This window comes from Exiguobacterium sp. TNDT2 (assembly GCF_003331145.1).
Lineage (GTDB): Bacteria > Bacillota > Bacilli > Exiguobacteriales > Exiguobacteriaceae > Exiguobacterium.
On the sequence record NZ_QLVE01000030.1, the window covers coordinates 24,369 to 38,477 of the forward strand.

The 14,109-nt window shown below is 50.3% G+C and carries 12 protein-coding genes and 1 other annotated feature; of the genes, 7 read left to right on the forward strand and 5 right to left on the reverse strand.

The window, feature by feature from the left end; translation table 11 throughout:
• Positions 1–75: 75 nt before the first annotated feature.
• Positions 76–528 carry a Dps family protein gene (locus tag DPV68_RS12870; protein WP_114167203.1) on the forward strand — a complete coding sequence of 151 codons (453 nt, stop codon included), beginning with the start codon at positions 76–78 and terminating at the stop codon, positions 526–528.
• A 39-nt stretch (positions 529–567) separates the two neighbouring features.
• Here the strand turns inward: DPV68_RS12870 and DPV68_RS12875 are convergent, their stop codons facing one another.
• Positions 568–1,680 carry an aminopeptidase gene (locus DPV68_RS12875; RefSeq protein ID WP_114167204.1) on the reverse strand — a complete coding sequence of 371 codons (1,113 nt, stop codon included), beginning with the start codon at positions 1,678–1,680 and terminating at the stop codon, positions 568–570.
• A gap of 172 nt (positions 1,681–1,852) precedes the next feature.
• Between DPV68_RS12875 and DPV68_RS12880 the strand changes: the two genes are divergently transcribed.
• The 4 genes from DPV68_RS12880 to ccpA all read left to right on the forward strand — a co-directional run bounded on the left by DPV68_RS12880 (position 1,853) and on the right by ccpA (position 5,545).
• Positions 1,853–2,377, forward strand: coding sequence for a DUF948 domain-containing protein (locus DPV68_RS12880; protein WP_114167205.1), 525 nt, complete (start codon positions 1,853–1,855; stop codon positions 2,375–2,377).
• Positions 2,378–2,400: 23 nt separating this feature from the next.
• On the forward strand, positions 2,401–3,177 hold the full coding sequence (locus tag DPV68_RS12885; RefSeq protein ID WP_114167206.1) for a YtxH domain-containing protein: 777 nt from the start codon (positions 2,401–2,403) through the stop codon (positions 3,175–3,177).
• A 136-nt stretch (positions 3,178–3,313) separates the two neighbouring features.
• Complete coding sequence (locus tag DPV68_RS12890; RefSeq protein ID WP_114167207.1) at positions 3,314–4,405, forward strand: bifunctional 3-deoxy-7-phosphoheptulonate synthase/chorismate mutase; 1,092 nt, start codon at positions 3,314–3,316, stop codon at positions 4,403–4,405.
• Between the two features lie 126 nt (positions 4,406–4,531).
• The gene (gene ccpA, locus DPV68_RS12895) at positions 4,532–5,545 is read left to right on the forward strand and encodes a catabolite control protein A (protein ID WP_114167208.1); all 1,014 of its coding nucleotides are present in this window, start codon (positions 4,532–4,534) and stop codon (positions 5,543–5,545) included.
• A gap of 53 nt (positions 5,546–5,598) precedes the next feature.
• Here ccpA and DPV68_RS12900 read toward each other — a convergent pair whose 3' ends face one another.
• Genes DPV68_RS12900 through DPV68_RS12910 form a run of 3 tightly spaced genes read right to left on the reverse strand, consistent with a single transcriptional unit; the run spans position 5,599 to position 8,039 of the window.
• The gene (locus DPV68_RS12900; protein ID WP_114167209.1) at positions 5,599–6,768 is read right to left on the reverse strand and encodes an acetoin utilization protein AcuC; all 1,170 of its coding nucleotides are present in this window, start codon (positions 6,766–6,768) and stop codon (positions 5,599–5,601) included.
• Positions 6,765–7,397 carry an acetoin utilization AcuB family protein gene (locus DPV68_RS12905; protein ID WP_114167210.1) on the reverse strand — a complete coding sequence of 211 codons (633 nt, stop codon included), beginning with the start codon at positions 7,395–7,397 and terminating at the stop codon, positions 6,765–6,767. The genes DPV68_RS12900 and DPV68_RS12905 overlap by 4 nt, the downstream gene beginning before the upstream one ends.
• 12 nt (positions 7,398–7,409) lie before the next feature.
• Positions 7,410–8,039: a GNAT family N-acetyltransferase gene (locus tag DPV68_RS12910; RefSeq protein ID WP_114167211.1), complete on the reverse strand. Its 630-nt coding sequence runs from the start codon at positions 8,037–8,039 to the stop codon at positions 7,410–7,412.
• Between the two features lie 155 nt (positions 8,040–8,194).
• Here DPV68_RS12910 and acsA point away from each other — a divergent pair, with 155 nt between their 5' ends.
• A complete protein-coding gene (acsA, locus tag DPV68_RS12915) occupies positions 8,195–9,901 on the forward strand; it encodes an acetate--CoA ligase (protein WP_114167212.1) in 1,707 nt (568 codons plus the stop codon).
• A gap of 49 nt (positions 9,902–9,950) precedes the next feature.
• Here acsA and DPV68_RS12920 read toward each other — a convergent pair whose 3' ends face one another.
• Positions 9,951–12,365 (reverse strand): transglycosylase domain-containing protein, encoded by a 2,415-nt coding sequence (locus DPV68_RS12920; protein ID WP_114167213.1) that lies wholly within the window; start codon positions 12,363–12,365, stop codon positions 9,951–9,953.
• Positions 12,366–12,533: 168 nt separating this feature from the next.
• Positions 12,534–12,731, forward strand: a binding site (T-box leader).
• Between the two features lie 47 nt (positions 12,732–12,778).
• Between DPV68_RS12920 and tyrS the strand changes: the two genes are divergently transcribed.
• On the forward strand, positions 12,779–14,026 hold the full coding sequence (gene tyrS, locus DPV68_RS12925; RefSeq protein ID WP_114167214.1) for a tyrosine--tRNA ligase: 1,248 nt from the start codon (positions 12,779–12,781) through the stop codon (positions 14,024–14,026).
• The last annotated feature ends 83 nt before the right edge of the window (positions 14,027–14,109 follow it).

A 14,109-nucleotide genomic window follows, 5' to 3' on the forward strand; every position in this document is an offset into this window, starting at 1 on the left:
GCTTTTTTTGTGTTTAACATCGAGTTAGGACGGTAATAGTATTAGCGACTGAATTTGGAAAAGGAGATGTTAAAGATGGCAAGCCAAGGCGCATTGAACACATTGAACAAAGAGGTGGCCAATTATGGTCTCTTATTCGTCAAGCTGCATAACTATCACTGGTACATTAGCGGCCCCCATTTCTTCACGTATCATGAGAAATTAGAGGAACTATATAATCTCGTCGCTGAACTGTACGATGACGTGGCGGAGCGATTATTGATGAACGACGGTGAACCGTATGCGACGATGAAAGAATATCTTGAACATTCGACCTTGCAAGAGGGGGATCGTCATGCAGATACAGACCAAATGATCAAGGATGTCATCAGTGACTTTAAACAAATCCGCCAAGAGATGCAAGATGCGATGGAAAACTTTGAAGACGGGGACGAAGCGATTGAAGACACATTCGTATCTCACATTGAACGCCTTGAGAAAGAGATATGGATGATGTCGGCAGCGCTCGGCAAAAAGACCAAACTGTAACGAAAAACAAGCGTGCCGCAATCGACACGCTTGTTTTTATTACTTCAAGTTTTCTGGATTGAGTGGCAAGAGCGAGTCGACGACAAAACGTCCGTCTTTGCGAATCAAGACGTCATCGAACCAAATCTCGCCGCCCCCGTAATCAGGACGTTGGATATTGACGAGATCCCAGTGGATTGAAGAATCGTTCCCGTTATAGGCGTCGTCATATGCCTGACCCGGTGTGAAATGGAAGCTGCCGTCGATTTTCTCGTCGAACAAGATATCTTTCATCGGGTGTTGGATGTACGGATTGACGCCGATGGCGAATTCACCGACATACCGTGCGCCCTCATCCGTGTTGAACACATCATTGATTCGATTTGTGTCGTTTGCCGTCGCCTCAACGATTTTACCGTCTTTGAACGTCAGCGACACGTTCTCGAATGTGAAGCCATGATATGGAGACGGTGTGTTATACGTGATGACACCGTTGATTGAGTCTTTGACCGGTGCGGTGAACACCTCACCGTCCGGGATGTTCATTTGACCGGAGCATTTGATGGCCGGGATGTCTTTGATCGAGAAAGTAAGGTCTGTTCCCGGTCCTTTGATTGTGACACGGTCGGTCTCGTTCATGAGTGTGACGAGCGCGTCCATGGCCTGGTCCATCTTCCCATAGTCGAGCGTGCAGACGTTGAAATAGAAGTCCTCGAACGCCTCGGTCGAGGTGCCGGCAAGTTGGGCCATTGATGGTGACGGATAACGGAGCACGACCCATTTCGTTCCTTTTACCCGATCCTCGGTATGCATTTTACCGATGGTGGCACCGACGAGTTTTTGTTGCTCTGCTGGCACATCTGACAGTTCATTAATATTGTCACCCGCCCGTAAGCCGATATAAGCGTCCATCGCCTGCATTTGTTTGCGTTCGATATCTGCCATGAGCTCGAGCTGGTCTTGACTCGCTCTCGCGTAAAGTTTGCGCAGGATGCGGCTCTCTTTTAATAAGACGAACGGGTGTCCCCCGGCTTCGTACGCCTTTTCAACCAGTGCTTCAACAAGCGATGCTTCAACGCCGAAATTCTCGATTAATACACGCTCTCCAGGCTTTAATTCAACTGAATAGTTAATCAGCCCATCAGCGAGTTGAGTGATTCTAGGATCTCTCATTCGTCCACCCCTTAAACTTTTTTTAATTTATTTCTATTTTAGTGTAATCGAAAACATAAAAACGGGTAAAGGAATAATCAGACCGGATGGCGAAAACGATTGAGACAAATCTTTTCAGTCATAATGGTGCTATAATGAAAACACCACATTTTCGAACAGGAGGAATGAATGCATGGAGATTACATTAGGAGGCATTGCGGGTCTTATCGCAGCACTCGCGTTTGTCGTACTCGTATTTTTCTTGGCACGTGTCTTATCAAACGTCAATCGGACACTTGAGAGCGTCGCCAAGACGACTGAAAACTTAGAACGTCAGTTAGACGGAATCACAATGGAAGTGACGGCGCTCTTACATAAGACGAACCGTCTCGTGGATAACGTCGAGGAGAAAACAGAATTGCTCGCCCCTGTGGCTCACGCGCTTGATGAGTTAGGCACCTCACTCAACGAAGTAACAGAATCGGTACGGACGGTCTCATCTTCTGTTCACGTGGCAGCAGATGAGAATAAGGAACAAATTGCGCAGGCGGTAAGATGGGGCTCTGTCGCTGTAGAATTATTTAAGAAAAATAAGTCAGACACATCTTCAAATGAGCGACCGTCTCGTCGCCGTGGTCGTCGAGATCGTAAACAAGAACAAGAGCCGACAACGGTCTCCCCTGGTTTAATTGCAACGGATGACACGATTAAGTCTTAACCCATTACAAGGAGGAAACAACCATGACTTACGACAAGAACAAAACATATAACAACGAACAACAACCGAGCGGTGGATTTTTAGCGGGCGTGGTCCTCGGAGGTGTGATCGGTGCTGCTGTTGCACTCCTCACTTCACCAAAAAGTGGACGCGAGGTGCGTACGTTTTTAGATGAGAAGACGTCGACATCGCGCGAACGATTGACGGTTAAGTCGAAAGAAGTGCGTGAAAAAGCAGAACCGCTCGTCGGAGAATGGATTAAAGTGGCAAGTGATAAAGCAGCGCCGGTCTTAAACCTCGTGAAAGACAAGGCTCGAGAAGCAGCTGAATTGAAACAACAAGTCGATGAAGACGAGCTATCAATTGAAGAAGCGATGGAAAAAGCTGACCAACTCGTCGCCGAGGCAGAAGCTGAAGTGAAAGAGCAACTCGACCGCGCTTCTGAAGATCAATCATCTGAGTCAAGCGAGTCATCCAAGGAAAACGATTCGTCTAAGAAAAACGATTCGTCTAAGAAAAATGATTCGTCTAAGAAAAATGATTCGTCTAAAGAAAAGGAAACTGCCTCTTCCAAGTCTGATGACTCGAAGAAACAGACGGGGCAAACTGACAATCAATCGAATACGAATAAATCAGATTCGACGAAGTCAGCTTCAAATAAACAAGATGCAAAGAGCAGTCGTGATCAATCAAAAGATTATGAATCGGATTTCGAGGCCCCGGTTAAAGATTTGCTCGACGATGAGTCGAAACAAGAATTGAACAACTTGAAAAACGAGCTTAAAAACGGCAACAAGTAATGCGTAAAGCGTCCGGGCCATCCGGGCGCTTTTTTTGTTGATTTTGTGTCGTCAGCCCATTTCCCTATGACAAAGCGATTAAAGTTCGTTATAATTAGGAATCTGGAAAGAACGGCTTAGAAATGAGAGGGTAATTATGAGTCCACAAGATCAGTTGAATCGATTACGTCGCGAGATGGATGAGTTGAATCGTGAGATGCTCGACTTGCTCAGCCGCCGAGGCACGCTCGCTGTTGAGATTGGAAAAGTAAAACGTCTGCAAGGTGTGGAGCGATACGATCTGGTACGTGAACGTGAGATGCTCGACTTCGTCGCTGCAGAAAATCCGGGTCCGTTTGAGACGGCTCGTCTGCAACATCTGTTCAAAGAGATGTTTAAAGCTTCCGCCGAGCTGCAAGGCGATGACCGTGACAAGACGTTGCTCGTCTCGCGGAAACGTCAAGCCGAAGATACGTTTGTCATGCTCGACGACGTTATAATCGGTAATGGACGTCCACAATTGATTGCTGGTCCATGTGCAGTCGAATCATTGGAGCAAGTGAACGCTGTCGCCGAAAAATTGGCGCAATCCGGTGTAAAAATCTTACGCGGCGGGGCGTATAAGCCACGCACGTCACCATATGACTTCCAAGGTCTCGGCTTCGAGGGATTAAAACTGTTGAAGCAAGCGGCAGATCGTCATGATTTACGGGTCATCTCTGAAATTATGACGCCTGGGGCAGTCGAATCGGCACTACCCTATGTGGATATCATTCAAGTCGGCGCACGCAATATGCAAAACTTCGACTTATTAAAAGAAGTCGGGAAGACGGATAAGCCGGTGCTCTTAAAGCGTGGCTTGTCGGCAACGATTGAAGAATTCATCTATGCGGCTGAGTACATCATGGCGAGCGGCAACAGCCAAGTCATCTTGTGCGAACGCGGAATTCGGACGTATGAGCGGGCGACACGCAATACGCTCGATATCACGGCGGTCCCGATTTTGAAACAAGAGACGCATTTGCCGGTCATGGTGGACGTCACACACTCGACAGGACGACGCGACTTGTTACTCCCGGCGGCCAAAGCGGCACTTGCGGTCGGAGCGGATGGGGTCATGGTGGAAGTACACCCGAACCCGGCAATCGCCTTATCGGATGCCCAACAACAACTCGATTTCGACCAATTCGATCAATTCGTGGACGGGCTAACGGCCCAGTTCCCTCAACTTGATTTGGTGAAAAAGTAAGCTTTCCAATTGGAAACGTTTTATATAGCGTGAAGACAGGGTAAAATGATGACAGATACCTGTCTTCCTTTTTTGACACGTTTTTTGAAAATCGTTTGAAAATCATTGCTTGTAGGAGGAGTTTTAATGAATAGTAACAATGTAACGATCTATGATGTCGCACGAGAAGCCGGGGTGTCGATGGCAACCGTATCACGCGTCGTCAACGGGAACCCGAACGTCAAGCCGACGACCCGAAAGAAAGTCCAGGACGCGATTGATCGCCTTGGCTATCGTCCGAACGCGGTCGCCCGCGGACTTGCGAGCAAGAAGACGACGACGGTCGGCGTCATCGTTCCTGATATCTCGAACATCTTCTTTGCAGACCTCGCGCGAGGGATTGAAGACGTCGCGACGATGTACAAGTACAACATCATCCTTGGGAACTCAGACTCGAACCGTGACAAAGAGATTCATTTACTGAACACGTTGCTCGGCAAACAAGTCGACGGCATCATTTTCATGGGTGGACGTCTGCATGAAGATCTCGTCAACGAGTTTAAAAAGTCACCGGTCCCGATTGTCCTGGCGGCGACGCTCAACCAAGGGTATGACCTTCCGGCGGTCAACATCGATTATGAGCAGGCAGCATACGATGCGACCGAAATGTTGATCGGACATGGTCACAAACAAGTCGGTTTCATCACAGGACCACTCGAGCAACAAATCAATGGCGAGAAGAAATTCTCTGGTTACCGCCGTGCCCTTGAAGACGCCGGCCTCCCATTCCGTGAGAACGATGTCATTCTCGGGAACTACACGTACGCATCAGGCCTCGAAGCGATGCAGAAGATGCTCGAACGCGATGATTGCCCGAAAGCGATTTTCGCCGGTACGGACGAAATGGCACTCGGTGTCATCCATGCGATTCAAGACGCCGGGTATTCGGTCCCGAACGATTTTGAAGTCGTCGGTCACGATAACACACGCCTCGCAACGATGATTCGTCCGAAGTTGACGACGGTCGTTCAGCCGATGTATGACATCGGGGCCGTCGCCATGCGTCTTTTGACGAAAATTTTGAACGCCGAAGAAATCGAAGAGAAGAATGTCGTCTTGCCGCACCGCATCGAACGTCGTGACTCTTTGCGTAACGATTGAACGAAAAACCTCGCCCGCTGGAACGTTTCCGGCGGACGAGGTTTTTTTAGATTTTACACATAAAGCGATTTGCGGTCGTTCGAGATGAACGGCCAAAAGGCGCGTTTCGACACTTCCCAGTTCTTTTCCTCGATTTGTTGCCGGCGTGGAATGTGCTGAAATGTGTACGTCTGGTCATCCCATCGTCTTGGCAAGTGCTGGTCCGCCTTTTCCTGCCACTTGTCAATCCATTCGCTTGGAATGTCACCACTGTATGGCGCCTCGCGTGTCAGACCGGCCCACACTTGTGACCAGGCACGCGGTACCGTCCGATACCAGTCATATCCGCCGCCGCCGAGAGCGACGAGGCGACCTTCCGTAAATTCATCTGCGAGCCGTGAGGCGATCTGTGGAATCTGTTCGAACGTCCGAATTGTCGAAGCGAGGTGTGTCAACGGGTCGAACGCATGGGCGTCGGCCCCGTTCTGAGTCAGAATGATATCGGGTTTGAACCACTCGCATGCTTCTCGAAATACCGTCTCGTAACAATGCAGGAAAGAATCATCCTGGGTGAACGCATCGACCGGAACGTTCCAGCTATAGCCGTAACCGTTTCCGTTGCCACGCTCCGTCACTGCTCCTGTCCCAGGGAACAAGTAACGACCGGTCTCGTGGATGGACAAGGTCATCACATCCGCATCGTCATAAAACAGCCACTGGACACCATCACCGTGATGGGCGTCAGTATCGACATACAACACACGTGACCCGTACGTTTGACGGACGTGGGCGATGGCGACCGCCGCATCGTTATACACACAAAAGCCGGATGCTTTTCGTCTCATTCCGTGATGCAGGCCGCCTCCGACGTGAAAGGCACGCTCGACTTTCCCGCTCGCGACTAAGTCAAGGGCATGCATCGTCCCGCCGACGAGTCGGGCCGCCCCTTCATGAATCGTTGGAAAAATTGGTGTGTCTTCCGTCCCGAGGCCGAACTTGTTCGCTTTCAACGTCGATAGCTCACCTGCCGCCGCCGCTTGGACAGCCGCGATGTAATCGAGGTCGTGCACGAGCGCGAGCGACTCGACCGAGGCGAGGGGAGGGGCGATACACTCGGAAGGTTGGAGCTTACCTGAGGCGATCAGGAGGGACGTTGTCAGTTCCAAGCGAATCGGATTGAACGGGTGATCTTCATGGAAGCGATACGAGTTCTCGTTCTCCCCGAATATGTAGGCCGGTCTCATTGGGACATCTCCGGACCGAGCACGTCGAAGCCTTCCCGTTTCAACCGTTCGATGATGCGGAGCGGATTCATCGTCTGGACGCGGAACGAGATGATCCGTTTATATGGGTCAGTCGTCGGGTGGACGAATACGTTGATGATATTCACGTTCGTCTTGGCGAGGAGCCGCGTCACTTTCTCAAGCGTGCCGGTCGTGTTTTCAACTAAGATTTCAATTTGCGAACTCGGTTCGAGTGCACCGGTCAATTGGACGAAGTAACGCAACAAATCCGTCTCGGTCAACACACCGACGAGCTTTCCTTGCTCGATGATGGGGAGACACGTCAAACGATATTCATAAAATAGAGCAGCCGCGTCCTCGAAAAAATCGTACGGATGCGCCGTTGTCACGTCTTGACGCATGATGCTCGAGACAGGGTTTTTAAAGTCGGCGCTCTCGCTTTCAGGGTGGAACACGCTCGTCGCACCACTCATCTCGAACTGGCCGACGATGCCGACGACTTGACGGGCCGGATTTGTGACAATGAGATGGCGCACTTTATGGTCGCGCATGAGCTTGGCCGCATGGGCGATCGTATTGGTCGGCTGAATCGTCACGACATGACGATTCATCATTTGTTCAATCAGCATCGGACATCCTCCTCAGTCATACATGAACCGGCGTCGCAACCGGAGTGAATCGAAGTGGTCGATCGTTTCTTGCCGGACGTTCTTGCCAATCCGTGCCATGAGACAGTTGGCCGGGTGCGAGGCGATCTCCGGGTCGTCGGTCGGGAAGAAGACGAGACCGCCGTGGTTCATCATCTTCTCCATGACTTTCCGATAATCCCAAATGGAGAGTCCGCTTCCTTTAAGGTCCCAGTGCCAATAATATTCCGTCGTCAAAATCAAGAAGTCATCCATATGCGGATCCATCATCGACACTTCGAGCAGCTGTTTTCCGATCCGTTGGCCGCGGAAGCGTGGACTCACTTCGATGGCGCCGAGCTCAAGAATATACGGGTCGTTTCCTTCGCTCCACCGTTCATACGGATCTGGATATAAATACGTGACATAACCGATGACGAGGTCATCGACGCGCGCCACAATAATTCGACCTTCTTTCAAGTCTGAGATTTCAACGAGGGCGTGATGTTGGTCCTCAGGTTCACGAAATGCGGTCAATCCCTCGTCGAGACGATACGTTGCCAGTACATCGCTTTCGATTGGCCCATCGATGATTACGGCTCCGAGTGAGGTTTCCCACACCTTTGAATGATATTGTTTTTCCATGGAGTCACCACCTTTTCCATCTTCTATTATAGCGCTTTCATTCTGTTTCGTTCACGCTCTTTTGGAGATTTTGGAAATTCATTGATTTGTCACAATATTAACACTATACTGAGAGTGGTTATACCATTCATTACAGGGGAGGCGAATCTTTAGCGATGGAAAAATTGAAAGCGTTATCAGGGGAACATCAATTGGCGTCGTATGAAGAGGCTTGTCAGTCGTTCGAGTGGACACAAGCAGAAGCATTGTTTTCTTGGAATTTAACGGGGAATGTCAACATGGCGTACGAGGCAATCGATCGGCACGCCGAAGGGGAACTGGCCGCAAAACTGGCATTGCTCTATTTCGATGGGGAACGAGAAGAGCGCTATACGTATGAAGATATGAAACGAGAAAGCAATCGGTCTGGAAACGTTCTGAAATCGGTTGGAGTGGAGAAAGGCGACCGCGTCTTCATCTTCATGCCACGGAGTCCAGAACTTTATTTTATTTTGCTCGGCTCACTCAAACTAGGTGCCATCGTCGGACCATTGTTCGAGGCGTTCATGGAACAAGCCGTCCACGATCGGCTTCTTGACTCTGAAGCGAAAGTCATCGTGACGACCGAGGCGCTCTTGCCACGCATCCCGGTCGATCAACTCCCGCACTTGGAGACGATTCTCATCGTCGGTGAAGGAGTGGAGGAGTCAGGGAAGATCATTGATTATCGTAAGTTGGCGAATGACGCCTCGACTGACCTCGACATCACATGGGTCGACCGTGAGGACGGCATGATTTTGCACTATACGTCAGGGTCGACTGGGAAGCCAAAAGGCGTCTTGCACGTCCATAATGCCATGGTGCAACACTTGATGACCGGCAAATGGGTGCTCGATTTAAAACCGGATGACATTTACTGGTGCACGGCCGACCCAGGCTGGGTGACAGGGACGAGCTACGGGATTTTCGCACCGTTCCTGAACGGGGCGACGAACGTGATTGTCGGGGGACGATTCAATCCGGAGTTCTGGTACTCGGTCATCGAGCGATTCGGGGTCACGGTCTGGTACAGTGCGCCGACTGCGTTCCGGATGCTCATGGGCGCTGGAGAAGAGGCGTTCGAGAAATATGATCTATCATCTCTCCGCCACATCCTCTCAGTCGGTGAACCGCTTAACCCGGAAGTCATTCGTTGGGGGAACGAGTCGTTCGGGTTACGGATTCACGATACGTGGTGGATGACGGAGACGGGCGCGATGATGATTTGTAACTACCCGACGATGGACATCAAACCGGGTTCGATGGGCAAGGCCATCCCAGGTTGTGAAGCTGCGATTTTGGACGACCGGGGTCAACCGCTCCCGCCGCATCGGATGGGTAACTTGGCGCTCAAGACGCCGTGGCCTTCGATGATGCGAAAGATTTGGAAGAACGATGCCAAGTACGAGAGCTATTTTTGGGGCGATTGGTACGTCTCAGGCGACTCGGCCTACATGGACGAAGACGGCTACTTCTGGTTCCAAGGCCGTGTCGATGACGTCATCATGACGGCAGGCGAACGGGTCGGTCCGTTCGAAGTTGAAAGTCGTCTCGTCGAGCACCCGGCTGTCGCCGAGGCAGGGGTGATTGGGAAGCCGGATCCGGTTCGTGGAGAAATCATCAAAGCGTTCATCGCACTCCGGAAAGGTTACGAGCCGTCGGATGAGTTGAAGACCGAGATTCAAAAGTTCGTCAAGGAAGGTCTCGCGGCCCATGCGGCACCGCGTGAGATCGAGTTCAAGGACAAGCTGCCGAAAACGCGAAGCGGGAAAATCATGCGTCGTGTCTTGAAGGCTTGGGAATTGAATTTGGAGACAGGTGACTTATCGACAATGGAAGATTGAGCATGACAAAGGCCGACACATCGCGTGTCGGCCTTTCATGTCGTTCAACTTATTCGTTCTCGGCGTCACTTTCCGCCTCCGCCTCAGCGTCCGCTTCTTGTTCAGCTTTTTTCTTTGCTTCCTCTGCAGCTTTTTTCTCGGCTTCGGCTTTTTGTTTCGCTTCAGCTTCAGCTTTTGCTTTCGCCTCTGCGTCGCGTTTTGCATCGGCATCTTGTTGTGCCTGATCTGCTTCTTTTTTCGCTTCTTCGGCTTTCTTCTTCGCTTCTTCTTCTTTCTGTTTCTCTTCTAATTTCCTCTTCTCAGAGAACGTTCCTGAGTCTTTGAAATCGTCCGGTTTGACACTAGATGGCTGGGTAAATCGTGCCTTGGTGTTGAACGTTTCTGGTTTATCCGCGTACACCCGGTTCGCGATCTGCGACCAGATGCGTTGCGTGCGTTGATAGTATGGTCCGTATGGGTATCGATCAGACATCTCAAGCGTTTGGTTATCGTAACCTGACCAGACGGCTAGTGTGACGTCTGGCGTCGACCCGACGATATACGAATCTCGTTGCTTTTGTGTCGTTCCGGTTTTACCCATCCAGTCGCCAGGAGCGTTCAAGAGTGAGTTGGCGTATCGCGCTGTCCCGGACGTATAGACGTCACGCAACATGTCGACGACGAGATAAGCTGTACGGTCTTCATAAATACGCGTCTTCTTCGGTTGCGCTTTGAAAATTGTCTCGCCTTGATATTCGATTCGCTCGACGACGTAAGGTTCGACGTGTTCACCATAGTTGGCGAGCATCGCGTATGTCGAGGCCAAGTTCACAGGACTGACTTCACCAACACCAAGAGCCATGGACGATGCTGTGCGGTTCGTATCTGATACGTCAATCCCCATATCAATTAGTTTCTGAGTATCCGACTTCATCTCGTTCCGTTCTTCATAAATTTTGACCGCTGGAACGTTTAACGATAGTTTGAGCGCATCACGCACAGTCACAGCCCCACGGTACTGGGCGCTTTCATTTTTAACAGGTTCTTTCCGTTCGCTGTAATCAAATTTATAGAAATATTCTTCGTCGATGACTGTTGTCTCAGGTGTAATCATACCTGCTTCAATCGCGTTCGCGTAAACGAGAATCGGTTTCGCTGTTGACCCGATTTGGCGTTTCATTTGGAAGGCGTGGTTATAATCTTCCGTTTTACCGTTAATATAACGCCCACCCACGAATCCAAGGACGCGGCCGGTCTTGTTTTCAACCATGACACCGGCTGTTTGTTCCGGATAGCTCTTCCCATCAATACTCTGATTTGGACCAAAGTTACCGGCATTTTTCGCTGGTTGTTGCATCGATTCGTGAATCTGTTTATCGAGCGTCAAATGGATTTTATATCCGCCTTGTCGAAGGGCGTTATGAGCGCGTTTTCCATAACTAGAACTAATTTCTTTCCGTTCCTTTGGTTCGAGATCGTTCAAGTTGATCGCGTCTTGTTTCAGAAGGTGTGCGGTCACGATCGCGAGCGCTTCACGTTCGGCTAAGTCAATGACGTACGGATAACGATCACGCGGCTTCGATTGCGTCTTCATGAAGTCTTGCGTGATGTCGTAGTTGTACGCGGCGTCGTAGTCTTCTTTTGTGATTTTACCGGCAACGTACATCCGATTGAGTACCGTCTTCATCCGATTGATGGCCGGGGACACGTCCTCTTTAATGACACCGCCCTGATAATACGGTGTATATAGGAACGGGTTCTTCGGGATTCCGGCGAGGAAAGCGGCTTGTGGCAACGTCAACTTCTCAGCTGAAGTGTTAAAGACACCGCGAGCAGCGGCCTCGATGCCTGAGATGTTTCGTCCCATCGAATTTCGACCGAACGAGACGACGTTCAAGTATGCATTCAAAATTTCATCTTTATCCATCGCTTTTTCAAGACGGAGGGCCAGCAAGATCTCTTTTGCTTTCCGTTCGAATGAGACTTCGTTCGTCAACATTTGGTTCTTAATGAGCTGTTGTGTCAAGGTCGAGCCGCCGGTCCGGTCTTCAGACCCGGTCGCTTCTTGCAAGATGGCGCGAAGCGTCGCTTTCGGCACAACCCCGTCATGTTCGTAAAATTCGACGTCCTCGGTCGCAAGTAACGCATCGACGACGAACGGAGAGACTTGGTCGACGGCAATCGGAACGCGCACTTCATCCGTCGTATAGTTTCCAATCCGTTCACCGCTTCCGAAATAAATGTCAGAAGTCGACGAGTACGTATTGATTTGTGACGTCATCGTCTTATAAGCGGGTGCCGGCATATCCTTGACGAGTGAAGCAAAATAACCTGCCCCAATCCCGGTGACTAAAAATCCAATGAGGACGACAGAAATGATGGTGAGGAGTAAAACGTTCCACGACACATCATAAAGCACATTGGCATAACGACGGGCTTTCAAGGATGTTGGTTGGTTCCATAAGTCTCGAATCTTTTGCAGCATGACAGCCTCCTTAATATGGTGTAAAACTATTTTTGACAGTAATATATACGATTATAGCACAAGTCTTTCCTGACCTTACCCCGAATCGACTACCGGATGCAAGTTTCCATCTTCTTAGTTGACAACTTGGAAATGGAACTTATAAAATGTAAAGCATAGTCCATAAACAATGACGCGATGAAAAAAACGGAGTAGTCGATTGACCGCTTGTCCAGAAAGCTAGTGGGTGCTGTGAACTAGTCAATGTCAAACGATGAATTACACTTTTGGAGCGTGCCAATCGGCCGGGTCGAGACCGTTATCTCTCGCTACAAGTGGCCACAGCTGTGGCAATTAGGGTGGTACCGCGGAATCTCCGTCCCTTCTCATATGAGAAGGGACGTTTTTTTATGTCAATTGAAGGAGTGGAACAGATGGAATTATTGAAGGATTTAGAATTTCGAGGTCTCGTCAACCAAATGACGGATGAAGCAGGATTGAAAGAACAATTGAACAAACCGACGACGCTCTACACCGGGTTCGACCCGACGGCGGACTCGCTCCACATCGGGCACTTGCTCCCGATTTTAACGCTCAAACGTTTCCAAGAGGCGGGGCACCATGTGATCGCACTCGTCGGTGGGGCGACCGGCATGATCGGTGACCCGTCAGGTCGTTCGGACGAGCGATCGCTCAACACACTCGACACGGTCAAAGAATTTTCAGATCGAATCAAAGATCAATTGAGCCGTTTCTTGCCGCTTGAAGGGGAGAATCCCATCTCTATCCGCAACAACTATGAGTGGACGGAAGAGTTGTCAATCATCGATTTCTTGCGTGATATCGGGAAACACTTCCCAATCAGCTACATGCTCGCCAAAGACTCGGTCGACTCACGATTAGAGAACGGGATTTCGTACACGGAATTCTCATACATGCTCCTGCAATCGTTCGACTTCCTGAAGTTGTATGAAAATGAGAACTGCCGTCTTCAAGTCGGGGGGAGCGACCAGTGGGGGAACATCACGGCCGGTCTCGAACTGATTCGTCGCTTCGGTCACTCGGAGAAGGCGTTCGGTTTGACGGTGCCGCTCGTGACGAAGTCGGACGGACAGAAATTCGGGAAGACGGCCGGCGGGGCAGTCTGGCTCGACGCCGATAAGACGACACCGTACGAGTTCTACCAGTTCTGGATCAACGTCGACGATGCCGATGTCATCAAGTTCATCAAATACTTCACGTTCTTGTCGCATGAGGACATTTTGGCGCTTGAGAGCGAAGTGGCATCTGCTCCTGAAAAACGCGTCGCCCAACGTCGTCTCGCCGAAGAGATGACGAAACTCGTGCACGGAGAAGCGGGTCTCGACCAAGCGCTCCGCATCACGACGGCCTTCTTTAGCGGTGATTTGAAGATGCTCAAGCCAGAAGACATGGACGCCGCCTTCAAAGGTATGCCTCAGTTCGAGCTCGACGGAGAACGTAATCTCGTCGACCTTCTCGTCGAAGCGAAGATTGCACCATCGAAACGTCAAGCTCGTGAAGACGTTCAAAACGGGGCGATCTATTTGAACGGAGAACGCGAACAAGCACTCGACAAGACGGTGACACGCGCCGACACGCTCGGTGAGTTCACGGTCATCCGTCGGGGCAAGAAAAAATACTTCGTCATCCGTCACGTCTGATGCATTCGTTCATTCCCGTAACTGTACGGGGATGGACGTTTTTTTATTATCCGAACCTGGGTTCGGTCTGCTACGATGGCATG

What these genes read in the sequence shown, in the direction of transcription:
- DPV68_RS12875 (WP_114167204.1), bottom strand. Translation starts at nt 1,680, where the DNA reads ATGAGAGATCCTAGAATCACTCAACTCGCTGATGGGCTGATTAACTAT.
- DPV68_RS12885 (WP_114167206.1), top strand. Translation starts at nt 2,401, where the DNA reads ATGACTTACGACAAGAACAAAACATATAACAACGAACAACAACCGAGC.
- DPV68_RS12880 (WP_114167205.1), top strand. Translation starts at nt 1,853, where the DNA reads ATGGAGATTACATTAGGAGGCATTGCGGGTCTTATCGCAGCACTCGCG.
- DPV68_RS12905 (WP_114167210.1), bottom strand. Translation starts at nt 7,397, where the DNA reads ATGCTGATTGAACAAATGATGAATCGTCATGTCGTGACGATTCAGCCG.
- DPV68_RS12910 (WP_114167211.1), bottom strand. Translation starts at nt 8,039, where the DNA reads ATGGAAAAACAATATCATTCAAAGGTGTGGGAAACCTCACTCGGAGCC.
- DPV68_RS12920 (WP_114167213.1), bottom strand. Translation starts at nt 12,365, where the DNA reads ATGCTGCAAAAGATTCGAGACTTATGGAACCAACCAACATCCTTGAAA.
- ccpA (WP_114167208.1), top strand. Translation starts at nt 4,532, where the DNA reads ATGAATAGTAACAATGTAACGATCTATGATGTCGCACGAGAAGCCGGG.
- acsA (WP_114167212.1), top strand. Translation starts at nt 8,195, where the DNA reads ATGGAAAAATTGAAAGCGTTATCAGGGGAACATCAATTGGCGTCGTAT.
- DPV68_RS12890 (WP_114167207.1), top strand. Translation starts at nt 3,314, where the DNA reads ATGAGTCCACAAGATCAGTTGAATCGATTACGTCGCGAGATGGATGAG.
- DPV68_RS12900 (WP_114167209.1), bottom strand. Translation starts at nt 6,768, where the DNA reads ATGAGACCGGCCTACATATTCGGGGAGAACGAGAACTCGTATCGCTTC.
- DPV68_RS12870 (WP_114167203.1), top strand. Translation starts at nt 76, where the DNA reads ATGGCAAGCCAAGGCGCATTGAACACATTGAACAAAGAGGTGGCCAAT.
- tyrS (WP_114167214.1), top strand. Translation starts at nt 12,779, where the DNA reads ATGGAATTATTGAAGGATTTAGAATTTCGAGGTCTCGTCAACCAAATG.